21 protein-coding genes are annotated in these 21274 nt (G+C 63.3%); 19 read left to right on the top strand and 2 right to left on the bottom strand.

Going from position 1 to position 21274, the window contains the following annotated elements:
• Positions 1 to 36: 36 nt before the first annotated feature.
• Both KUV72_RS16585 and katE read right to left on the bottom strand, forming a co-directional pair.
• The gene (locus KUV72_RS16585; RefSeq protein WP_222239122.1) at positions 37 to 834 is read right to left on the bottom strand and encodes an IclR family transcriptional regulator; all 798 of its coding nucleotides are present in this window, start codon (positions 832 to 834) and stop codon (positions 37 to 39) included.
• Between the two features lie 445 nt (positions 835 to 1279).
• Entirely contained in the window at positions 1280 to 3430 is a 2151-nt protein-coding gene (gene katE / locus KUV72_RS16580) for a catalase HPII (protein ID WP_222239121.1), read from the bottom strand.
• A gap of 394 nt (positions 3431 to 3824) precedes the next feature.
• Between katE and KUV72_RS16575 the strand changes: the two genes are divergently transcribed.
• The 19 genes from KUV72_RS16575 (at position 3825) to KUV72_RS16485 (ending at position 21237) form a co-directional block, all read left to right on the top strand.
• Positions 3825 to 4490: a hypothetical protein gene (locus KUV72_RS16575; RefSeq protein WP_222239120.1), complete on the top strand. Its 666-nt coding sequence runs from the start codon at positions 3825 to 3827 to the stop codon at positions 4488 to 4490.
• Between the two features lie 252 nt (positions 4491 to 4742).
• On the top strand, positions 4743 to 5417 hold the full coding sequence (locus KUV72_RS16570; protein ID WP_315857921.1) for a beta-ketoacyl synthase chain length factor: 675 nt from the start codon (positions 4743 to 4745) through the stop codon (positions 5415 to 5417).
• Positions 5414 to 6202, top strand: a complete 789-nt coding sequence (locus KUV72_RS16565; RefSeq protein WP_206944021.1) for a lysophospholipid acyltransferase family protein — start codon at positions 5414 to 5416, stop codon at positions 6200 to 6202. Before KUV72_RS16570 ends, KUV72_RS16565 begins: the two co-directional genes overlap by 4 nt.
• Entirely contained in the window at positions 6174 to 6443 is a 270-nt protein-coding gene (locus KUV72_RS16560) for a phosphopantetheine-binding protein (protein ID WP_206944022.1), read from the top strand. Before KUV72_RS16565 ends, KUV72_RS16560 begins: the two co-directional genes overlap by 29 nt.
• A complete protein-coding gene (locus tag KUV72_RS16555; RefSeq protein WP_206944023.1) occupies positions 6433 to 6696 on the top strand; it encodes an acyl carrier protein in 264 nt (87 codons plus the stop codon). Before KUV72_RS16560 ends, KUV72_RS16555 begins: the two co-directional genes overlap by 11 nt.
• 8 nt (positions 6697 to 6704) lie before the next feature.
• Positions 6705 to 7247 carry a hypothetical protein gene (locus tag KUV72_RS16550; protein WP_242520935.1) on the top strand — a complete coding sequence of 181 codons (543 nt, stop codon included), beginning with the start codon at positions 6705 to 6707 and terminating at the stop codon, positions 7245 to 7247.
• Positions 7244 to 8983 carry an AMP-binding protein gene (locus tag KUV72_RS16545; RefSeq protein WP_222239118.1) on the top strand — a complete coding sequence of 580 codons (1740 nt, stop codon included), beginning with the start codon at positions 7244 to 7246 and terminating at the stop codon, positions 8981 to 8983. Before KUV72_RS16550 ends, KUV72_RS16545 begins: the two co-directional genes overlap by 4 nt.
• Positions 8976 to 9716: a glycosyltransferase family 2 protein gene (locus KUV72_RS16540; RefSeq protein ID WP_206944026.1), complete on the top strand. Its 741-nt coding sequence runs from the start codon at positions 8976 to 8978 to the stop codon at positions 9714 to 9716. Before KUV72_RS16545 ends, KUV72_RS16540 begins: the two co-directional genes overlap by 8 nt.
• Positions 9713 to 10669 carry a glycosyl transferase gene (locus KUV72_RS16535; protein ID WP_206944028.1) on the top strand — a complete coding sequence of 319 codons (957 nt, stop codon included), beginning with the start codon at positions 9713 to 9715 and terminating at the stop codon, positions 10667 to 10669. The genes KUV72_RS16540 and KUV72_RS16535 overlap by 4 nt, the downstream gene beginning before the upstream one ends.
• Positions 10653 to 12206 (top strand): histidine ammonia-lyase, encoded by a 1554-nt coding sequence (gene hutH / locus KUV72_RS16530; protein WP_206944030.1) that lies wholly within the window; start codon positions 10653 to 10655, stop codon positions 12204 to 12206. The genes KUV72_RS16535 and hutH overlap by 17 nt, the downstream gene beginning before the upstream one ends.
• Positions 12196 to 12636, top strand: a complete 441-nt coding sequence (locus KUV72_RS16525) for an acyl-CoA thioesterase (protein ID WP_206944032.1) — start codon at positions 12196 to 12198, stop codon at positions 12634 to 12636. The genes hutH and KUV72_RS16525 overlap by 11 nt, the downstream gene beginning before the upstream one ends.
• Positions 12633 to 13238, top strand: a complete 606-nt coding sequence (locus KUV72_RS16520) for a LolA family protein (protein WP_206944033.1) — start codon at positions 12633 to 12635, stop codon at positions 13236 to 13238. The genes KUV72_RS16525 and KUV72_RS16520 overlap by 4 nt, the downstream gene beginning before the upstream one ends.
• Complete coding sequence (locus KUV72_RS16515) at positions 13235 to 15589, top strand: MMPL family transporter (RefSeq protein WP_222239117.1); 2355 nt, start codon at positions 13235 to 13237, stop codon at positions 15587 to 15589. Before KUV72_RS16520 ends, KUV72_RS16515 begins: the two co-directional genes overlap by 4 nt.
• Complete coding sequence (locus KUV72_RS16510; protein WP_224852147.1) at positions 15573 to 16826, top strand: NAD(P)/FAD-dependent oxidoreductase; 1254 nt, start codon at positions 15573 to 15575, stop codon at positions 16824 to 16826. The genes KUV72_RS16515 and KUV72_RS16510 overlap by 17 nt, the downstream gene beginning before the upstream one ends.
• Positions 16823 to 17521, top strand: coding sequence for a DUF3261 domain-containing protein (locus KUV72_RS16505; protein WP_315857920.1), 699 nt, complete (start codon positions 16823 to 16825; stop codon positions 17519 to 17521). Before KUV72_RS16510 ends, KUV72_RS16505 begins: the two co-directional genes overlap by 4 nt.
• Complete coding sequence (locus tag KUV72_RS16500; protein ID WP_222239116.1) at positions 17506 to 18714, top strand: beta-ketoacyl-ACP synthase; 1209 nt, start codon at positions 17506 to 17508, stop codon at positions 18712 to 18714. The genes KUV72_RS16505 and KUV72_RS16500 overlap by 16 nt, the downstream gene beginning before the upstream one ends.
• The gene (locus tag KUV72_RS16495) at positions 18711 to 19259 is read left to right on the top strand and encodes a hotdog family protein (protein ID WP_242520936.1); all 549 of its coding nucleotides are present in this window, start codon (positions 18711 to 18713) and stop codon (positions 19257 to 19259) included. Before KUV72_RS16500 ends, KUV72_RS16495 begins: the two co-directional genes overlap by 4 nt.
• Positions 19256 to 19981, top strand: a complete 726-nt coding sequence (fabG, locus tag KUV72_RS16490) for a 3-oxoacyl-ACP reductase FabG (protein WP_206944036.1) — start codon at positions 19256 to 19258, stop codon at positions 19979 to 19981. Before KUV72_RS16495 ends, fabG begins: the two co-directional genes overlap by 4 nt.
• Positions 19981 to 21237 (top strand): beta-ketoacyl-ACP synthase, encoded by a 1257-nt coding sequence (locus KUV72_RS16485; RefSeq protein WP_222239115.1) that lies wholly within the window; start codon positions 19981 to 19983, stop codon positions 21235 to 21237. The genes fabG and KUV72_RS16485 overlap by 1 nt, the downstream gene beginning before the upstream one ends.
• The last annotated feature ends 37 nt before the right edge of the window (positions 21238 to 21274 follow it).

Raw genomic sequence — 21274 nt, 5'->3', positions numbered from 1 at the left:
CCACAAGACCCAGCCCGGCAGACCAGGCCCTACGGATCACGCTCGACAGGACAACGCTCGAGCAATGGCATCTGCTGTCCTTTTCACCTGACCGCCTAGTGCACGCATTCGCTGCTCGGGCATGAAGCTGATGACGCTGGTCACGCTCACCGCGGCGATGGACAGGCCGGCATGGTTCATCACCGCCGCCGACACGCAGCGGATGCCGTACTCGTTCTCCTCCCAGTCGTAGCTCCAGCCACGTTCATCGCTCTCGATCAGGTCTCGGTGGAGTTCGGCAAAGGTCTTTACCGGAGGAGCATCGTCTGCCGGAGAATGATGGCGCTGCCGTGAGGCGTGGTAGGACGGCCAGGAAGCAGGGTCGCGCGACGCCAGCATGGCCTTGCCCATTGCCGTGGCAAGAGCGGGCATGCGACCTCCGCTGCGCGAACGCATCTCCAGGCTACGCTTGCCTGCCAACTTGCACAGATAGAGCACGTCACTACCGTCAAGGACACCGAAGTGAACGGTGTCACGGGTATCATTGGCCAAGGCCTCCAGGAAGGGCCTGGCGATATCCACCAGAGGCTGCTGCTCAGCTGCCCGCTCTCCCAGCTCGATCAGCCTCGCTCCCAGGAAGTACCCCCTGTAAGGCACCTTGTGCAAATAGCCTTCCCTGACCAGACTGGCCAAGGTCCGGGCGATCGTGCTGCGTGGAAGCTGCATCGTCTGCGCCAGCGCCTTGGGGGTCGATATGCCACGCGCGACGTACTGGAGGACCTCAAGCCCTCGACTAAGCGTCTGAGTCCCAGACCGCACAACCGGCCTGTCTCGCTGGTAGGTCAACTCGTCCATGGCTCCTCCCCGAATTCACTCCATTCAAGGCAAGCCGTCATGCACGGTCAAATAGTCATCACCAAGACCACATAGTGGGACAAAGAGGGATTCAAAGGCGGGAAAAAGCTGCAAAAAACGCCAACGTCGAAAAAATCACCACCACCGGAGACGTCGGGCGTCACTACTGCGTGCGAGATTACCTTGGACTCGTGCAGGCGATCGGCCCGCATGGGGACAAAAGTCGATATCAGCAGGTTCGCTGACGCTCATTTAAGCCAAATTATTTAGCCCTACTGACCTGTCTGGCATGGTGCAGATCGTGCCGCCAGCGCCTCCGGCTCCGCTGGCCCCACGCTGATCAAGCCACCTCCACTACCCAGCCCCCCAAGCAAGGCTTGGGGGGCTAGAACTGGCTACGACAGGTTACTGGCCGCAGGGCCCAGCACCGCGATGGAGCGGTCCGCTACGCTGGCATATCGTTCGCCTTGGCATCGCGGGCCCACACCCGGTGGCCACGCATCGCTTCACGAAAATCGGCAAAGCACTGGTCGACACGATCCGCCGAGAACACGCCCTCTTCCGGTATCTCGATACCGGCACCCTGCAGCACCTTGGCACCGTCACCGAGAGCGGCGATAGGCTTGAGGTGCTTGTAGGCCTCCTGCACGTAGTAGAGGCCCAGGCCAGAGCCCGCCAGCGTCTTGGCGCTATCTTCACCCGGTGCCACCACGACAGCGTCCAGGGTCACCGAGGGCAGCCCATTGAGCATGGCATCCGGGGTCAGGGTGCCTCCTTGCAGGGTCTTTACCGCAGCCATCGACGGCGCAATGACCAACCCTTGAGCGCCTTCAGCCTCCAGACGCTGCTGTAAGGCTTCTACCTGCTCGCCATCGACACCATCGGCGGCCAGAATCGCCACCTTGCGATAGCGGATGTCGGGCTGTTCACGATGCAGCAGGCTCAGCGAAGGCGAACTATCCAACGATATCGTGCCAAGCTCTTCCTTGGCGGCGGGGGGATGATCCGGTGGTGTCACGCCGTGCACCTCGCCGACCCGACGAGCCAGCGTCATATCGATATTGGGCAGAATCTCCCGAATCACCCGTTCCCGGATCCACGGTCGCTCCACCTTGGAAAGCTCAAAGGCGTAGGCCGCAATAATGTGCTCTTGCTCAACCGGCGTCTGGCTATGCCAGAACAGGCGAGCCTGGGAGTAGTGATCGCCGAAGGACTCGCTGCGTCCCCTGATCTTGTGGGCGTCGATGCGCTCGTGATAGCTCTCGTACCCGCCGTGTTCATCTGCAGGGGGCGTTTCACGGGGCCAACCATCGTCGATCGAGTTGGGCTCGTAGGACACCTGCCCTTTGTTGATGGTCTGACGGTGCGGCGCGTCACGCTGATGATTATGGAAGGGGCACACCGGCTGGTTGATCGGAATCTCGTGGAAGTTGGGGCCGCCCAGGCGCAGCATCTGGGTATCCAGGTAGGAGAACAGACGTCCCTGCAGCAGCGGGTCGTTGCTGAAGTCGATCCCTGGCACCACGTTGCCGGGATTGAACGCCACCTGTTCGGTCTCGGCAAAATAGTTGTCTGGATTGCGATCCAGCACCATCTTGCCAATGGGAGTCACCGGCACCACTTCCTCGGGAATCAGTTTGGTCGGATCAAGAATGTCGAAGTCGAAGGCATGCTCATCCTCTTCCTCGACGACCTGTATGCCCAGCTCCCACTCCAGCACATCGCCGTTCTCGATGTCGCCCCACATCTCGCGGCGATTGAAATCCGGGTCACGCCCCCAGAGCTTCTGCGCCTCGTCCCAGATCAACGAATGGGTACCGGCCAGCGGCTTCCAGTGGAACTTGACGAAGCGGGCCTTGCCACTCCGATCAATGAGCCGGAACGTATGAACGCCAAAGCCTTCCATATACCGATAGTGTCGAGGAAACGCCCGGTCTGACATGGTCCACAGCACCATGTGAGCGCTTTCAGGCATCAGCGAGACAAAGTCCCAGAAAGTGTCATGGGCGGACTGGCCCTGGGGAATCTCGTTGTGAGGCTCAGGCTTTACCGCATGCACCAGATCGGGGAACTTCATCGCGTCCTGAATAAAGAACACCGGCATGTTGTTGCCCACCAGATCCCAGTTGCCCTCGTCGGTGTAGAACTTGGTGGCAAAACCGCGCACATCACGCACGGTGTCATTGGAGCCCCGCGCCCCCTGCACGGTAGAAAAGCGCACGAACACCGGGGTCTTCTTGCCGGGATCCTTGAATAGTCCCGCCTTGGAATAGCGGGCTGCCGCCTCATAGGGCTGAAAGTAGCCGTGTGCAGCGGCGCCGCGAGCGTGGACGATACGCTCGGGGATGCGCTCGTGATCAAAGTGGTTCATCTTCTCGCGAAAGATGAAGTCTTCCATCAGGGTCGGCCCACGCTCGCCGGCCTTCAGCGAATTGTGGTTGTCCGCGATCCTTGTGCCCTGGTTGGTCCGTAGATCGTGGCCAGTGGCATCACTGCGGTAGGTCTCAAGGTTCTCTGACTTGCTGGTGGCAGTGGTACCACGCTCGGTGTCGTGAGCCTGGTCGCGATTCGAGGTGGTATGAGGGTTCTTCGCCATGACAAACACTCCATTGTTTGCTCGGGAAATATGCCGGCCGTCGCCGCTCATGCGACAACGTCTCGGCCGCTTGGCTGGGGTATCCCACCCCACAGCCAGGTCCGTTCCCTTATAGGCAAGCAGCGCGCATCGCTCAACAGATGGAAAAGCAACCTGCCGATCCGAGAGAACACTCAGGGCAATAAATCCATCAAATTCATGAAGATAAAACCAATACAAAACATTAACATAAATTAGACAATTACAAACCCACACCTGCATTACGTTGCCTTACATCAGCTACAGGGTCGGCTATCACACTTCAAATAAGTCATTACTGATATTCTGTTGCCGGCAAGTACCTCGCTACCGCCAGAAGCCAACTCCATAACGTAAGATAAGCAGGGACGACAGCATGAAAAGAATCCTACTGATCGCTACCGCGATGGCCGTTTTACTCTTGCAGGGGTGCGCAACAAGCCGCAGCACCGTGAATATTCCCGCGCCAGACCCTGCCACAGTCACCGCCACCGCCACCGCCACCGCCACCCACGCGATGCCTGGTCCAAGCCTGTATATCCGCAACGTCACCGACCAGCGTCACTTCGAGGAAGCTCCGCGCAGCGCAGACATTCCCTCTCTGGGCTTCGAGGGCGCCACGGCAGCGACAGCGGAACGCAAGGCACGAGCCATTGGACGCAAGCGAAATGGCTTCGGAAAGGCCCTCGGCGACGTCCAGTTACCAGAAGGCACATCCGTCACCGACTTGATTCGCGCCTACGCCAGTGAGGGCTTCGAGGATGCCGGCTGGCACGTTGTCGCCCAGCCCGCCGATGATGTCACGACGGTAGATATTGCGGTGACCCGTTTCTGGTCCTGGTTCCAACCGGGCTTCTGGGCCATTGCGCTGAATACCGATATCGAAACGGAGTTTGCTTTTTCCGATAAGCATGAGTTGTCGCCCATCCATGTGCATGTAAAAGACCACATGCAGGTGGCGGTCGATAGCGACTGGGTCGCCAACAATCAGCTGACTCTGGAGCGCTATCGCGAGGCTGTCGCTCAGCAGGCGGTCCCCTGAGACACACCCAAGCCCCCTGTCGAGCCTATTGGTGCCGGCCCGAGCCGCGCGGACGTTACCCTCTGTCTGTCTCTTCCGCCGAGCCCGGGCTATCCATTTAGGACATAAAACATGTGCTGATTATCGACATTCGAGTGGCGGTAATATTCTAAATAGACGCGCTTATTCGTCTATTTTCGACGAAATACTTGACTTAAGCTTACTTGGAGAGCCGCCCTTTTAACGATAAACTTCACTTTTTCGCTCAGGCGGATGTCAGGTATGAAACAACTACGCCTTAGTGAATGGTTAGGCTGGGCCCCGAGCCGTGATAGCCAGGCAAGGAATGCCTGCCTCCTGCCGCCCGAGAAACCAGGTTCCTCAGTGCCCAGCATGTTGCGACGCCGACTCGACACCCCCGGGCGCGCAACCTGCGACATCTTGAGCAAGCTTGACCCCGATGCGCGCTTTCCTCTCGTTCATGCGTCTCGCCATGGTGATGCCAACTTCACGCTAGCCATGTTGAAGTCCTTGGCCGATAGCGCCCCCCTTTCCCCCACCCGGTTTTCCATGTCGGTGCACAACGCCACCTTGGGCGTTCACGCTATCGCCAATCATCATCGCCGCCCCCTTCAGGCGTTGGGTGCCAGCGGTAACGAATTCAATGCCCTGCTATGGGAAGCGCAGGGCTATCTGGCGGAAGGCTACGAGGCCGTCGTCATCGTCTTCAGCGAGGGGGAACTGCCTGAGGACTACTCAGGCCTTGCCCCACATCCAGGCAGTGCCTGCGCCGTTGGACTCAGGTTATCTCATGACGATGGCAGAGCACTGGTACCTGTCACCAGTAGACGCTGCATAGCACCGACCCCGCTTGATGTGATCGACTGGCTGGGGGGACGTGTACCCATCCTGGACGCTGCTTCTGCCTGGCGCCTGGAGGAAGCATGACGCTGGATCAGTGGCGAAGGGGGCTTGGCACCTTGCTGTCGTTCGCTGCCTTTGGCGTTGGCGGCCTGGTCATCGGACTCGCCGTAGCGCCGTTGTTACGCCTTGGTGTGCGTCACCCTCAGCAACGCCAACGCGTCGCCCGCCAGCTGATCCAACAGGTCTTTCGCGCCTTCATTGCACTGATGAAGGGACTTGGTGTCCTCGACTACCGCCTGCAGGGAAGCGAACGGCTCAACCGAGGTGGTCATTTGATTGTGGCCAATCACCCCTCGTTGATAGACGTCGTCTTTCTGCTGGCCTACACCCCCAACGCCGACTGCATCGTCAAAGGCAGGCTCGCCACCAACCCATTTACTCGCGGGCCTATCCATGTCGCGGGCTATATCACCAATCGCGACCCCGAAGCCCTGTTAGAGGCCGCCAGACAGAGCCTCGCCCAGGGCAACTCGCTGATCCTGTTCCCCGAGGGCACCCGCACAACGCCCGGGCGCCCCATCAAGTTTCGCCGTGGGGGAGCCAATATCGCTCTACGCACCAGCAGCCCGATCACCCCAGTGCTGATCCAGTGCTCCCCGACCACCCTCACCAAGGGTGAACCCTGGTACCACATCCCACCGCGCAAGGTGCAGATGGACCTGCGTGTACTCGACGACCTGCCGACAGAGCGGGCGTCACATCTACCAACCAGCCAGCAGGCCCGCCACCTAACGCGGGAGCTAAGTGACTACTTCAACAGGGAACTGGAGCGCATTCACGATGAACCAAAGCGACGCGCTAGCGCTTGATTTGAAGCACATGATTATCGACACCCTCGAGCTCGAGGATGTCACTCCGGATGATATTGACGAACAAGCGCCCTTGTTTGGCGACGGTCTGGGGCTCGACTCCATCGACGCGCTGGAGCTCGGCCTGGCCCTGCAGAAGCGCTACGGCGTCACCCTGGATGCCGAAGCCGAAGACACCCGCCGCCACTTTGCGAGTCTTGCCGCGCTGAAAGCGCTGGTGGAGGAACGTCGTGTCGACTGAAGCCACTGTCAGCCGGGAGCAAATTCTGGCCCACGTTCAACGCACCCTGGTCGAGCTGTTCGAAGTCTCACCTGCCGAGGTGTCACCCGAAGCGAGACTCTACGAAGACCTGGATATCGATAGCATTGACGCCGTCGACCTGGTGGTCGAGCTGAAGCAGTTTACTGGCCGTCGCATCGACCCCGAAGCGTTCAAGTCCGTGCGCAGCATCGACGACGTGGTCAACGCCGTCGACCAGCTGATGCGAGGCTGAGGTCAGCGTTGCGTACGCGTACGGTTTCCGCCAAGGCGGTGACGATCGGGCTATCGCTGGCCTGGCCGTTCGCGGTGTGGGGGCTGTCTGGGATCCTCGGCCCTTGGCCGCTGCTGTTGACCGGCTGTGCACTGGTCGCCTGGCGGCTGCCTCAGGCTCGTGGCCTGGCAGCCATCGCCGCCCTGACGCTGCTGGCCCTGGGGCTGACCGTGGACGCCGAACTGGGCGTACGTGGCTACCCCGTCGCCGTCAATGCAGTGCTGCTGGCCACCTTTGCCCTCAGCCTGTGGCGCGGCATGCCTGTGGTAGAACGCTTGGCCAGATTGCAGGAGCCGAATCTACCGCCGGCCGGCGTGCGCTATACCCGAGTCGTGACGCAAGTCTGGTGCCTGTTCTTTGTGGTCAACGGCACCATCGCTGCCTGGACGGCAGCCTATGCAGACCTGGACGTCTGGACCCTGTACAACGGCGTCATCAGCTATGTCCTGATCGCCCTGATGTTTGCCGGTGAGTGGCTTTGCCGACGCCGGCTGCGGAGCCCCCCTCCATGACCCCCTTTTCTACCCGCGCTGGGAGCGATTATCTCGGCCTGACGCAACGCCCTTGGCGACAGCCCGTGCAGAGCAATGGCGCGCTGACGGACGCCTGGTGTCACGCGCAGACGCTTGGACCTTCCATCGATGCATGGCGAACCTGGCTTGAGCCAAGGCCGAAAGGACGCTGGCTGTTGTTCGCCACGGACCCTGGTACCTTCACCGCCGCTCTGCTGGCATTGTGGGAAAGTGGGCAAAGCGCCCTGCTGCCTGGCGATGATCGACCAGCGACCCTGGAACGCCTGTTGCCTCTGGTGGTTGGCCGCATACCCTCTGCACCTACCGCTACACCCACCGTGGCGGGCACCCAGGACAACACTGCAGCGACCTCGCGCGTGGCGCTATCGTCCCCCGACGCCGGCCTTCCCCTCGAGGGTGAAGCGGTGGTGCTATGTACCTCCGGCTCGACGGGGCAGCCCAGCCTTGTGGCGAAGTCCTTCCGTCAACTGGACGAGGAACTAAGCCGTCATGCCAGCCTATGGCCCCTGACCGGTCGCGCCGTGATCAGCCAGGTAAGCCATCAGCATATCTATGGCTTGTTGACCGGTATCCTGTCGCCGCTCTGTCACAACGTCCCCTTCTGTGGCAATGACAGTCGCTATCCCGAGGTGATGGCCCAGCGAGCGAGCGAGTCCTCACATATCGGACTGACCAACCGCTTGGTCACCAGTCCCGCTCAGCTATCGCGGCTGCCCCAGCACCTGGCCCTGGAGCACCAGCGCATCACCGACGTCTTCAGCTCTGGCGCCCCCCTGGCGCTTACGGACGCCATGCGCTGCGAGCAGCTGCTGAACGCCCCGGTCATCGAGATCTACGGCAGCACCGAGACCGGCGGCATCGCCTATCGCCAGCAGTCGCGACAGGACGCCTGGCGGCCACTTCCCGGCATCGAGCTGGATCTCGATGACAGCACCCTTCGTCTGCGCTCACCCTTTCTCCCCCACCCTGACCAATGGTGGGAACAAGCCGACCGCGTCGAACGTGACGGCGAGGGCTTCCGCCTGCTGGGACGTCGCGACCGGCTGGCCAAGGTCGGCGGCAAGCGCATCTCGCTGACGGCACTGGAACAGCGCTTGTGCGAGCTTCAGCACGTTGATGATGCTCGGTGCGTGGACCTCGACCTGCGCGATGGCCGCCTTGGTGTGGTGGTCGCCATGGCTGGCGACGCCCTGCCACAGGAGCATGAACCACGCCGGCGCTTGATCGCATCATTGCGTGAACACCTTGGCGCAGCGCTCGAACCATCGGCCATGCCCCGCTACTGGCGCTTCGTCGAGGCGCTACCGCTCAATCCTCAAGGCAAGCATGATCAAGTCGCCCTGCGCCGCTTCTTCGACGACCTCACTGATGACCGTCAGTCCCGCTGGCTGGGGGCTCAAGGCCAGGATACACAATGGCATCTGACCCTTGAGGTACCGGAGCGACTGCGCTATCTGGAAGGCCACTTCGAAGGCTTTCCCCTGGTGCCTGGAGTGGTGCTGGTGCAATGGGCTATTCAGCATGGCCGTGAGGTATTTTCCGACCTGGGCCGGTTTCGCGGCGTGGACCGCCTCAAGTTCCAGAAGGTCGTGCGCCCCGGCCAGCGCCTGACGCTCAGCCTCCAACGTCGCGCCGACGGTATCGGCTTTACCTACGACTCGGCACAGGGGCGCCACGCCTCAGGCAGGGTTCGCCTGGAGGCTCGGGATGAGTGAGCTTCGCCCCTGCGCCCTGATACCGGTCTACAACCACCCGGACACCGTCGCCGGAGTGGTAGAGCGACTCGCCCGCCACGAGCTGCCGATCATTCTGGTAGATGACGGTTGTGACGCAGGATGTCGCCGCGAGCTCGAGCGCCTGGCGTCCCTGGGCCACACGCTGGTGACCCATGCCGACAATCGTGGCAAGGGCGCGGCGGTGCGCAGCGGCCTCATCGAAGCCGAGCGTCTGGGCTATACCCACGCATTGCAAGTCGATGCCGACGGCCAGCATCACCCGGCGGATATCCCTGCCTTCCTCGATGCCATGTACCAGTCGCCTCGCCGACTGCTGGCAGGATACGCCTGCTATGACGAAAGCGTGCCCAAGGCTCGTCGCTACGGCCGTTACGCCACCCATGTGTGGGTCTGGATCAACACCCTGTCACGCCACATTCGTGACTCCATGTGCGGGGTCCGTCTCTACCCGGTCACACAGGTCAACTCGCTGTTGCGCCGCCACCCTTGCGGCAATCGCATGACCTTCGATACCGAGGTACTCGTACGCTGGTACTGGGCAGGAGGCGAGCTCGCCAATCTACCCGTGCGGGTGCACTATCCCGAGCAGGGCGTCAGCCACTTCGCGGTATGGCGTGACAACACCCAGATCAGTCTGATGCACGCCCGACTGTTCTTGGCCATGTGGCCACGCCTGCCACGCCTGCTGCGACGTCATTGGAGGCAGCCATGAGCCTCGGCCTCAAGCGCCAGCGCCACTGGGCCACCATTGGCGAGCGCGGCACCCTGGGCGGAATGCTGTTCATGGTGTGGCTCAGACGCTTCGGCGACTGGCCCTTTCAGCTCGTGCTGTGGCCGGTCATCCTGTGGTACTACCTGACGCACCGCACGGCCAGGCGAGCCTCCCAGGACTATCTCTCACGCCTTGATCCCCCCTTGGCAGGACACCCTGTGCGACTGCGGGCACGCAGTGTTCGGCATTTCCTGTGCTTTGGCCGCTCGCTCATGGACAAGGTCGCCGCCTGGAACGGCGAGTATCCTCCGTCAAGGCTCTCGGGGGCCGGCGTCAGCCACTTCACCAAAGCAGTCGATGAAGGACAGGGCGGGCTCATTGTGGTCGCTCACCACGGCAATCTCGATATCGTCAACGCCTTGAGCGAATGCCATCCGGCGCTGGACCTGATCGTCATCATGCACACGCCCAACGCCCGCAAGTTCAATGCGCTGCTGGAGCGCGCCACCGGACGACGCCGACCCGAGATCCTTGAGGTCAACGAGATTTCGCCGTCCAGCGCTCAGCGTCTGGATGCACGTATCCGTGCAGGGGGCTTTGTGGTCATCGCAGCCGACCGTGTTCCGCCCCGCCAGGGGCGTACCCGTGAGCTCGACTTTCTCGATGCCAAGGCGCCTTTCCCGGAAGGCCCCTTCCTGCTCGCCAGCCTGCTCCGCTGCCGGGTCTACCGGCTAGCCTGCGTGCGCCAGAGCGACGGTTTCCTGGTCGATTTCGATCTGCTCGACGATGCCAGCCAGGTGGGACGTCGAGAGCGTGCCGCCTGGATTTCTGCCGCCATGCAGCGCCACTGCAGCGACCTGGCCTGGCGCGTCCAACGCCATCCGTTGCAATGGTTCAACTTTTTCCCTTTCTGGACTGCCGACGAGACCAATGACCATGTCCCACCCCGCTGAGTCGACTGCCCCCTTGGTCCTGGATGGCGCAGCCCTGACGCTGGAAGATGTTCTCGCCGTCGCTCAGCGCCGCCGTGGCATCGTGCTGTCGCCGTGCCCTGAATTTCGCGCCCGCATCGAGCGTGGACAGCGTTTTCTCGCGCAACTGCTGGAAGAAGACGGTGTGGTCTACGGCGTCACCACCGGCTACGGCGACGCCTGCACCCGGCCGGTGGCCCACGACGACATCGATGACTTGCCGCGCCAGCTATATACCTTTCATGGCTGCGGCATGGGCCAGACACTCGATGCCGAGGCGGCCAGGGCCGTGGTACTGGTGCGACTGGTATCCCTTTGCCAGGGCGTGTCGGGGGTCAGTGTCGAGCTGCTGGAGCGCCTCTCATGGTTGCTGGAACATGATGTGCTTCCGCTGATCCCCGAGGAGGGCTCCGTCGGCGCCAGCGGCGACCTGACACCGCTGTCTTACTTGGCGGCGGTACTGTGCGGCGAGCGCGAGGTCATCGACAACGGCGTCCAGCGTCCCGCCGCCGAGGCCCTTGCCGAGCGTGGACTGGCCCCTTATCGGCTCAAGCCCAAGGAAGGCCTCGCGCTGATGAATGGCACGGCGGTCATGACCGCACTGGGGTGCCTGGCCTTCGCCCGTTGCGCCTATCTGGCGCAACTCTCGACACGCATTACCGCGTTATCGGTCCAGGCGCTGGACGGCAATCCCTATCACTTCGACGCCGACCTGTTCGCGGCCAAGCCGCACCCAGGCCAGCAGGAGGTGGCCGCAAGGCTGCGCCTGGATCTACATGCACCGCGCACACCACGAAACTCACCGCGCCTGCAGGATCGCTACTCGACCCGCTGCGCGCCCCATGTGATCGGCGTGGTCGAGGATGCCCTGCCCTGGTGGCGCCAGTTTCTGACCAATGAATTGAACAGCGCCAACGACAACCCGCTTGTCGACGCCAGTGTAGGAAAGGTCATGCACGGGGGGCATTTCTACGGTGGCCACGTGGCCTTTGTCATGGACAGCCTGAAGCAGGCCACCGCTAACCTTGCCGACCTTCTTGATCGCCAGCTGGCCCTGCTGGTGGACAGCCGCTACAACCACGGTCTGCCGAGCAACCTGAGCGGCGCCAGCGCCTCAAGGCTGGCCCTCAATCATGGCTACAAGGCCGTACAGATAGGTGCCTCGGCCTGGACCGCTGAAGCGCTCAAGCTGACCATGCCCGCCAGCGTCTTTTCACGCTCCACCGAGTGCCACAACCAGGACAAGGTCAGCATGGGCACCATCGCTGCCCGGGATGCACTGCGCATCCTGACCCTGGTGGAACAGGTCGCCGCTGCGACCCTGCATGCAGCAGCACAGGGAGTCGAGCTACGCAGTCGTGTTGGCAACACCAGCGCCATCCCGGAGCGGCTGTCGGCTTTCCTGGATGAACTGCGCCGTGATATCGCACCGCTGGAGGAGGACCGCGCCCTGGACACCGACCTCAACCATCTGTGTACGCTGATACGCCGCCGCCATTGGAGCCTGTATGACGCCTGATGCTCGCCCCCTGCCCAGGGCCAGTGTGGCCCTTGAGGTCCCGTTCCACGACGTCGACATGATGGAGGTCGCCTGGCACGGGCACTATGTGCGCTATCTCGAGATTGCCCGCTGCCGTCTGCTCGACGCCATCGACTACAACTACCCGCAGATGAAGGCGTCCGGCTTCGCCTGGCCCATCATCGATCTGAGGCTGCGCTACGCCGCCCCGGCACGCTTCGGTCAACACCTGAACGTCGAGGCTCGACTCAGCGAGTGGGAACATCGTCTCAAGATCGACTACACCATTCGCTGCGCCGAGACCGCCAAACGCCTGACCCGAGCCTGGTCAGTGCAGGTCGCGGTAGGGCTTGGCGATGGCGAAATGCGCCTGGCGTCACCGCCCGTTCTGAGCGAGCGGATCCTTGCCTGGCAAGAGGCACAGTCATGAACCGAAAGACCCAGGCCGAACCCCATGGTGGCAGGTTCCTGGCTGGCATAGCGTGGGCTAAAGCGACGTCCCGGCTGACGGTGCTGATGCTCGCAACCAGCGCCAGCGCGATCGCTGCGCCACCCGACCTGACGCAGCTCAGCCGCCATTTGAGCCAGGACCCACCCGCCTGCGTCAGCTTTGATCAGCGGCGTTGGATGGCGGATCTTGAGACGGAGCTACCGAGCACCGGTTATTTCCGTCGCCAGTCAACGGGGCTGGTCTGGCAGACACTGACACCGATTCAGGACAGGCTGGTGCTATCTGCCGAAAACCCGGACCTGGCGACGGGCATGAAGGCCCTGCTGCCCGTCCTGACAGGCCTTTTCGACGGCAACTGGACAGCCCTGGAGCAACACTTCAGCGTGACGCTGTCCGGGCGCCTCGACGCCTGGCAGGCCACCTTGTCACCCAAGGACGCCGCCATCGCGGAGCGCCTTGAGTCCATAGCGCTGAAGGGCGACGAGCTGGTGTCCTCACTGGTCGTCCGCTTCACCGACGGAGACCGCCTCAGCCTGGCCCTGTCGCCGCTACCCTGCCCGCCGCGAGCACCCGGAGCATGAGCACTTCGCGCGCCCCTTCCCGGGGCCTCAGCGCCGCCGCACTGCTGCGCAGGGGCTGGGGACTGGTCCTGCTGGCCTGCGTCATCCTGCTGGCGCTGCAGGTACTGCGAGGGGGAGCGCTGGATACGCGCATTACCGCACTGCTGCCTGATTCACCGCAAGGACAGCTGATCAGTGCGGCCGACCAGCGTCTCTCCACCATCTTCGAGCGACGTTTCGTGCTGCTGGTGAACGGCTCGTCGCCGGCGGCGCAGGCGACGGCTGTCGAGCAGCTTCGCCACGCACTGACGGATAGCGGCATCGTCGCGACCCTCGATAGCCAATCGCCACCAAGGCCCGACCAAAGCCTGTCAGCCTACCGCTATCGACTGCTGACTGACGCCCTGGCCGATGCTGACGCCGAAGCGTGGCGTCAGCGCGGCCTCACGCGGCTCTTCACTCCAGGCCTCGACGCCAATCTGGCGCAGGACCCATTCGGCTTGCTCGACGCCTGGCTGCAGTCCCGCTTCCAGGGCCCGGTCAGCTGGCGCCCCGGAGGCCCGGTGGTGATCACCGACCAGGCCGAATGGAGCCTGATCAGTGGTACCTTGACGGACAGCCCCTACGCCATGGATCTACAGCACCGCCTGGCTGCAGTGCTCGAAGGTGCTCACCAGGCACACCCCGAGCTGACCATCCTGCGAGCGGGTCTGGTGTTTCACGCCGCCGCCGGCGCCCAGCAGGCCAGTCAGGAGATCGCGACCATCGGCCTCGGTTCGCTGCTCGGCATCCTGGCGCTGCTGGCACTGGTCTTTCGGCGGCCCCGAGCGATTGCCCTGCTGCTGCTGCCGGTGGCCACCGGACTGCTCTTTGCCAGCGCCCTGACCTGGCTGATCTTCGATACACTCAACCTGATCACCCTGGCCTTCGGTGCCAGCCTGATCGGGCTTTCCGTCGACTACGCCTTGCACCTGCAGTGCGCCCGCCAGCTCAACCCTCAGCGTCCGTTACGCCAGCTCTGGCCAGGACTCGCGCTGGGCCTGGGCTCCAGCCTATGCGCTTATCTGGTACAACTGGCCACCCCGTTGCCGGGCCTGCGCCAGATGGCCACCTTCACCGCCTTGGGACTCATCGGCGCCTGGCTGAGCGTGCGCCTGTGGCTCCCCTGTGTCCCGGTCCAGCCGCATCCGGCCACCGCGGCCATCGCCCTGCGACTTGACCGGTGGCGCCCGCGTACCCACTCCCGCTGGAAGTATCTATTGCTGGTGCTGCTGCTGGCAGCTGCCGCCGCACTAGCGCTGACCAGGGGCAGCACCAGTCATGACCTGCGACAGCTCAACCCGTCACCGGCAGCGTTGATCAACGAGCAGCAGCGCGTACAAGCTCTGCTTGAGCGTCCCGCCAGCTTCCGCTATCTGCTCGTCACCGCCACCTCGACCGACGCACTGCTGACGCGCCTGGACCAACTCAGCGAACCGCTCGCCAGGCTGCAGCGGCAGGGCCACCTGTCGTCTTTCCGCCATCTTGCCCAGACAGTGCCCCCGGCTAGCGCTCAGGACAACGCCCTGGCCCAGGTGCAAGAGCGCTATGCCGAGGCCTTGCCAGAACTGCTGACCGCGGCCGGATTACCGGGCGCGCTCCAGGATCGAGTACGCCAACGCCTGGACGACGTGCCCATCCTGACGCCCAGCGCCTGGCTGGCAACTTCCGCCGGAGAAGCCGACCGTGCGCTCTGGCTCGACGGTCTCGACTCACCCGCCGCGCTGATCATGCTGGGTGATGTCGACGCCAGTGCGACTACCGCTCTGCACCAGCTCGCCGAGGCAGAGGACGTGATCTACCGCGACCGTGTCGCCGCACTCTCGCAGCAGCTCGCCTTGCTCAGCGCCGAGCTGGTGCGCTGGCTGGCAGTGGCGCTGGCGCTGCTGATACTGGTGTTCGGCGTACGCTATCGCCGCAACGTCTGGCGCGCCCTGCTGCCCCCCGTGGGCGCAGTGTTGATCACCCTGGGAATCTTTGCGCTGCACCAGACACCGCTGACGCTGTTCCACCTGCTGGGACTACTGCTGGTGCTCGGGATCGGGCTGGATGCGGGAATCTTCAGCACTGAACACCGAGAGGATCCTGGCGCCTGGTTAGCCATCAGCCTGTCCTGCGCCTCGAGTCTCCTGGCCTTTGGCTTGCTGGCATTCAGTGCAACGCCAGCCCTGCATTTTCTCGGGCAGACCTGCCTGATTGGACTGATCGCCGCCTGGTGCCTGGTCCCCTTGGCCCGAGGCGCAAGAGCACGCGCCGACGATGCCTTTCATCATGGTGTCGCAGGAGGCGACGCCCACGAACCGGAGAACGCATCCCATGGAAGAACGACCTGAAACCGACATCGCCATCATCGGTGCTGGACCCTCCGGTGCGGCAGCGGCCGCCTGGCTGGCTCGCAAGGGCTATTCGGTCAGGGTGCTGGAGCGCACCCATTTTCCGCGTTTCGTGATCGGCGAGAGCCTGCTGCCCCAGTGCATGGTTCACCTGGACCGCTGCGGTCTGCTCGACGCCGCCAAGGCGGGTGCCTATCAAGCCAAGAATGGTGCCGCCTTCTGTCGTGGTGAGGACTATGCCGCCATCGACTTCCGGGACAAGTTCAGTCAAGGGCCTGGCACTACCTGGCAAGTGCCGCGGGAAGACTTCGACCGGCGCCTGATCGAGGGTGCCCAAGCCGCAGGGGCCCGGGTTGACTTCGGTGTCAGCGTCACTGGCTTTCACGCGGATGCGATCAGGCCACGGCTGAGCTGCGTCGACGACAGCGGTCAATCTTTCGACGTGGATGCCCGCTTTGTGCTCGATGCCAGCGGCTATGGCCGTGTGCTGGCACGTCTCGAGGCGCTGGATCGCCCATCCGACCTCCCCCCACGCTGCGCCTTGTTTACCCATGTCGAGGACCATATTGATCCGGCGCTCCACGACCGTGAGAAGATCCTGATTGGCGTTCACCCCGAACACGCTGGAGTCTGGTACTGGCTGATACCGTTTCGTGATGGACGCGCATCGGTGGGCGTCGTCGCAAGTCCTGAACAGCTTGCACAGGCAGGTGACAACGACGAGCAGCGACTGTGGTCGATGCTGGCACAGGAGCCCCGCTACGCGCGGCTGCTCAAGGCAGCAACCGCCACACGCGAGGTCCAGCGAATCAGCGGCTACTCCGCCGACATTCGCCGCCTGCACGGTCCGGGCTTTGCCATTCTTGGCAACGCGGGGGAGTTTCTCGACCCGGTGTTTTCTTCCGGTGTCACCATCGCCCTGGACTCCGCCCTGCGCGCGGCGCCCCTTGTCGCACGCCAGCTGGAGGGCGAGACGATCGACTGGCAGCGTGAGTTTGAACACCCCTTGCGCCAGGGGGTGGCCACCTTCCGCGAGTTCGTCGACGCCTGGTACGACGGCCGCTTGCCTCGCGTCATCTTCCATCCCGACCAGCAGCCCCGGGTCCGCCAGATGATTGCCTCGGTCCTGGCCGGTTACGCGTGGGATACTGACAACCCCTTCGTGGCCGCCAGTCGCCGACGCCTCACGAGTCTTGCCGAACGCTGCAAGCTGGACAGCGAGGCGGCGATACCGTGAGCCTGACGATCGTACCCACACCCCGCGCAAGGCAAGCCTGTTGCCCGAGCAAGCGGCCCCCCTTCGCCGAGCGAAAGAGACTGCGCGCGGCGCTGGGACGCTTGGGTCTTGTTGCTGCCCTGGGACTGCTATCACTGCTGGGCGGCTGCGCGCAGGGCCCCGGCATAGCGCCCATGCCGAGTCTCGACGGTCTGGAACCGGTCAGCGCTCAGACCCAGCGACTGACGTTCGTGCATCAGGGTGAGCGTCGAGAGCTTATCGGGGTACTACGCCATGATCATCGGCAGTTGCAGCTGGCCCTGCTTAGCCTGCAAGGCCAGCGACTGTTGACCCTGACGCAGGACGCCGAAGGGGCGCGCTTTGCACCAGGAGCCGTCTTTACCCCGCCGTTCAGCGCCGACTGGCTGGCCAGTCGCCTGAGCTTTAGCCTGTGGCCGCAACAGCGACTGCACGAGGCCTTTGCAGGTAGTGACTGGTCGCTGGTTCAGCAGGACAATGCACGCAGCATCTATTTTCGAGATCAGTTGGTCGTTGGCGTCAAGATGACGCCAGCCTGCCATGTGATTCATGATATCGAGGCCAACTACTGGCTTAGTGTCTCGAGGCTGGGATCCTCACCGGCTCCCGCTACCCGAACTCCCGACACAACAATCAACCACCGTGCAGCGACTGATTTACCATGCCCCTCGACGTGACACCCACGCAGACATTCTGCCGACTCCATGCGCCGGCACTGGTCTGCCCGCTAGGGGATGATCTTGAGACCATTGCCTCGCGGCTGTTCAGCGGCACCCGTGGCCTTGTGCTCAGTGATGAGCACAGCCCTGGACGCCCACTATGGCTGGGCGCCGTGACGTCCCCCCTGCCGGATGATAGCGACTGGCCAGCGCGCCACCGTTCGCGCAACAACCGCTTGCTGGACGCCGCCTTCGAGCGACTCATCCCGCTGCTGGACGCCTATCTGGAGACACATCCACAGGCGCGCCTGGGTATCGTGCTGGGCACCAGCACCTCAGGCATCGGCGAAACCGAGCGCGCGGTCGCACAGCGCGCTGAAACGGGCCACTGGCCTGAAGACTTTCACTACGCTCGCCACGAGATCGGCGCGCCGTCCGACTTCCTGGCCTGGCGTATCGCCAACGCTCGGCCAAACGTCACTGTCGTCACTGCCTACACCCTCTCGACCGCCTGCACCTCCAGTGCCAAGGCCCTGACCAGCGCCAGGCGGATGCTCAAGGCGGGGCTTTGTGATGTCGTCATCGCAGGTGGCGCCGACAGTTTATGCGGCCTTACCGTAAACGGATTTTCTGCCCTTGAGGCGGTCAGCAACCACCCCTGCCAGCCCTTCGCGGAGCAGCGTGACGGCATCAACCTGGGCGAGGGGGCTGCGCTGTTCCTGGTCAGCGGCGAGCCGGGTGGCATCCAGCTCAGTGGCTACGGGGAGACCAGCGATGCCCACCACATTTCTGCGCCGCGGCCCGACGGTGAGGGAGCCCTGAATGCCATGCAAGCCGCTCTGGAGATGGCAGGCCTCACAGCGGCCGACATCGACTATCTGAACCTCCATGGCACCGCGACCCGACAGAACGATGCCATGGAGTCCCGCGCCGTGAGCCAGGCCTTTCCCGCAGGGGTTGCCTGTGGCTCGACCAAGAGCCTGACCGGCCACACCCTGGGCGCTTGCGGCGCTCTCGAAGCGGCCTTCTGCTGGCTCGCCATGCAGCATGACCGGTGCCCGCCTCACCTGGATGCCGCCGATCCGACGCTGCCGCAGCTAGCGCTATGCCAGGCACTGCCATCCGCTCACACCCGGGTTCGCCGCACGCTATCCAACGCCTTCGCCTTTGGCGGCAACAATATTTCTCTCGTGATGGAGCGTACGTCATGACACTCCCCCCTTGTGCCGAGGCTACCGGCATGTCATCGAAGGCCACTCCCGAGCAGGCCACTGACCTTGACGTGGCTGAGGAGCGCTTTCCGCCGATCGCCGAGCTGGTGCCTCACCAGGCCAGCATGTGTCTGCTCGACCAGGTTGTGGAGATCGGCGAGGAGCACCTGGTGGCCAGCGTCACTCCACGGCATCACGATCCTTTTGCCGACGACCAGGGTATTCCTGGCTGGGTGGGCCTGGAGTGGCTGGCCCAAGCGATTGCGGCCTGGTCCGGCCAGGCCGCAAGACAACACGGAGACACGCCGCGTATCGGCTTCCTGCTGGGCTCCCGACACTACCATTGCGACGTCGAGCACTTCTGCTTCGATCTCCCGATCACCGTCAAGATCGTGCTCGACTATCGCGCCGACAATGGGCTAGGTGCCTTTCGCGGCGAACTCAGCGGGGCCACTGGCCTGACGCTGGCCAGCGCCACCCTGAATGTCTTTCAGCCCGACAGCGCCGACGCCCTGTCAGCCATGTTCGAGGACGCCACGCCATGACCGATACCCTGCTCGTCACCGGTTCCAGCCGGGGCATCGGCCGCGCCATCGCTCTGCGACTTGCCCGGGATGGTTTCGATATCGTGGTTCATTGCCGCAGCCGCCAAGATGCCGCCGAAGACGTCGCCGAGCTCATCCGCCGCCAGGGCCGACAGGCACGGGTACTGTGCTTCGACGTGACCGACCGCGCGGCCACTCGGGCGGCGCTGGAACATGACATGGAGACCCATGGTGCCTACTACGGCGTGGTACTGAACGCTGGCATCACGGCCGATGGCGCCTTTCCGGCACTGACCGACAATGACTGGGACAGCGTCATCGACACTGGCCTCAACGGCTTCTACAACGTGGTCAAACCGATCAGCATGCCGATGATACGTCGGCGCAAGCCTGGCCGTATTGTGGTCATGTCCTCGGTCTCCGGGGTCATGGGCAACCGCGGGCAGGTCAACTACAGCGCGGCCAAGGCCGGGCTGATTGGCGCAGTGAAAGCGCTGGCCGTCGAACTGGCCAAGCGCAGGATCACGGTCAATGCGGTGGCACCTGGATTGATCGACACTGACATGACAGAAGACCTGGCAAGTGACGAGGCAATGAAGGCGATACCGATGCGCCGAACTGGGCGAGTCGAAGAGGTGGCTGCCGCCGTGAGCTTCCTGTGCTCCGAGGACGCAGGCTATATCACTCGCCAGGTGATCGGCGTCAACGGAGGACTATGCTGATGCATCATCACGGACATCGCGCCGACGGCCTGGGGCGTCGCGTGGCAGTGACCGGCATGGCCGGCTTCTCGCCAGTCGGCAACGATTGGGAAACCATCAAGGCACGCCTGCTGCGCGGCGAAAACGGCATCCGTCATCTGCCCGAGTGGGCCGTCTATGAAGGTCTCAACACCCGCCTGGGTGCCCCGGTGGAAACCTTCGACTTGCCTGCGCACTATCATCGCAAGGCCCTGCGCAGCATGGGACGCGGGGCCCGTATGGCCACTCGCGCCAGCGAGCTGGCACTGGAGGATGCGGGGCTTGCTGACAGCCCGTTGCTGGGTAGTGGCGAAATGGGAATCGCCTATGGCGCATCAGCCGGTGAGCCAGATGCCGTTGCCGATTTCGGCAACATGCTGATCAACAAGTCCACAGACGGCCTCAACGCCAACTCCTACATTCGCATGATGGCCCACACCGCGCCGGTCAATATCGGGGTCTTTCTCGGCGTACGCGGGCGCATTCATACCACCTCCAGCGCCTGCACCTCGGGCAGCCAGGGTATCGGCTACGCCTACGAAGCGATTCGTTTCGGCCGCCAGAAGGCGATGATCGCAGGTGGCTGCGAAGAACTTTCCGCATCGGAAGCCGCGGTGTTCGACACCCTGTTCGCCACCAGCACCCGCAACGATTCGCCGCAGGCAACACCGAGGCCCTTTGACCGCGATCGCGACGGTCTGGTCATCGGCGAGGGCGCCGGCAGCCTTATCCTTGAGGACCTGGAACACGCCCTGGCTCGTGGCGCCCATATCTACGCTGAGGTGGTCGGTTTTGGCACCAACAGCGACGGTCGCCATGTTACCCAACCGGATGCCAGCATGATGGAAGGCGCTATTCGCGGTGCGCTTGCCGATGCAGCGCTTGACCCCTCCCATATCGGCTACGTCAGCGCACATGGCACCGCGACCGATCGCGGTGATGTCGCCGAAAGCAAGGCGACTCAGGCAGTGTTCGGCAAGCACCAGCCGATCAGCGCCTTCAAGAGCTTCACCGGTCACACCCTGGGGGCCTGCGGCGCACTGGAGGCATGGGTCGCCATCGAGATGATGCGCGACGGCTGGTTCCATCCCACCCTCAATCTCGAGAATCCGGACCCCGCCTGTGCTGAGCTCGACTACCTGTGTGGCGAGGGCAGGCATATGCAGTGTGAATACGTGATGAGCAACAACTTTGCCTTCGGTGGCATCAACACGTCGCTCATTTTCCGCCGCTGGTAATGACGCGACCGCGCGGGGCCAACGGCCTCCCCATAAG

This window comes from Halomonas sp. DP4Y7-1 (assembly GCF_019800705.1).
GTDB classification, from domain to species: Bacteria; Pseudomonadota; Gammaproteobacteria; order Pseudomonadales; family Halomonadaceae; genus Halomonas; species Halomonas litopenaei_A.
The sequence above is the reverse complement of the archived record's forward strand: the minus strand, read 5'-3'. Positions and strand labels throughout refer to the sequence as shown.

Excerpts from the sequence above, each read along its gene's own strand:
- KUV72_RS16535 (WP_206944028.1), top strand. The coding sequence starts at position 9,713 with ATGAGCCTCGGCCTCAAGCGCCAGCGCCACTGGGCCACCATTGGCGAG.
- hutH (WP_206944030.1), top strand. The coding sequence starts at position 10,653 with ATGTCCCACCCCGCTGAGTCGACTGCCCCCTTGGTCCTGGATGGCGCA.
- KUV72_RS16495 (WP_242520936.1), top strand. The coding sequence starts at position 18,711 with ATGACACTCCCCCCTTGTGCCGAGGCTACCGGCATGTCATCGAAGGCC.
- KUV72_RS16515 (WP_222239117.1), top strand. The coding sequence starts at position 13,235 with ATGAGCACTTCGCGCGCCCCTTCCCGGGGCCTCAGCGCCGCCGCACTG.
- KUV72_RS16525 (WP_206944032.1), top strand. The coding sequence starts at position 12,196 with ATGACGCCTGATGCTCGCCCCCTGCCCAGGGCCAGTGTGGCCCTTGAG.
- KUV72_RS16510 (WP_224852147.1), top strand. The coding sequence starts at position 15,573 with ATGGAAGAACGACCTGAAACCGACATCGCCATCATCGGTGCTGGACCC.
- KUV72_RS16575 (WP_222239120.1), top strand. The coding sequence starts at position 3,825 with ATGAAAAGAATCCTACTGATCGCTACCGCGATGGCCGTTTTACTCTTG.
- KUV72_RS16540 (WP_206944026.1), top strand. The coding sequence starts at position 8,976 with ATGAGTGAGCTTCGCCCCTGCGCCCTGATACCGGTCTACAACCACCCG.
- KUV72_RS16485 (WP_222239115.1), top strand. The coding sequence starts at position 19,981 with ATGCATCATCACGGACATCGCGCCGACGGCCTGGGGCGTCGCGTGGCA.
- fabG (WP_206944036.1), top strand. The coding sequence starts at position 19,256 with ATGACCGATACCCTGCTCGTCACCGGTTCCAGCCGGGGCATCGGCCGC.
- KUV72_RS16545 (WP_222239118.1), top strand. The coding sequence starts at position 7,244 with ATGACCCCCTTTTCTACCCGCGCTGGGAGCGATTATCTCGGCCTGACG.
- katE (WP_222239121.1), bottom strand. The coding sequence starts at position 3,430 with ATGGCGAAGAACCCTCATACCACCTCGAATCGCGACCAGGCTCACGAC.
- KUV72_RS16500 (WP_222239116.1), top strand. The coding sequence starts at position 17,506 with ATGCCCCTCGACGTGACACCCACGCAGACATTCTGCCGACTCCATGCG.
- KUV72_RS16560 (WP_206944022.1), top strand. The coding sequence starts at position 6,174 with ATGAACCAAAGCGACGCGCTAGCGCTTGATTTGAAGCACATGATTATC.
- KUV72_RS16565 (WP_206944021.1), top strand. The coding sequence starts at position 5,414 with ATGACGCTGGATCAGTGGCGAAGGGGGCTTGGCACCTTGCTGTCGTTC.
- KUV72_RS16585 (WP_222239122.1), bottom strand. The coding sequence starts at position 834 with ATGGACGAGTTGACCTACCAGCGAGACAGGCCGGTTGTGCGGTCTGGG.
- KUV72_RS16570 (WP_315857921.1), top strand. The coding sequence starts at position 4,743 with ATGTCAGGTATGAAACAACTACGCCTTAGTGAATGGTTAGGCTGGGCC.
- KUV72_RS16520 (WP_206944033.1), top strand. The coding sequence starts at position 12,633 with ATGAACCGAAAGACCCAGGCCGAACCCCATGGTGGCAGGTTCCTGGCT.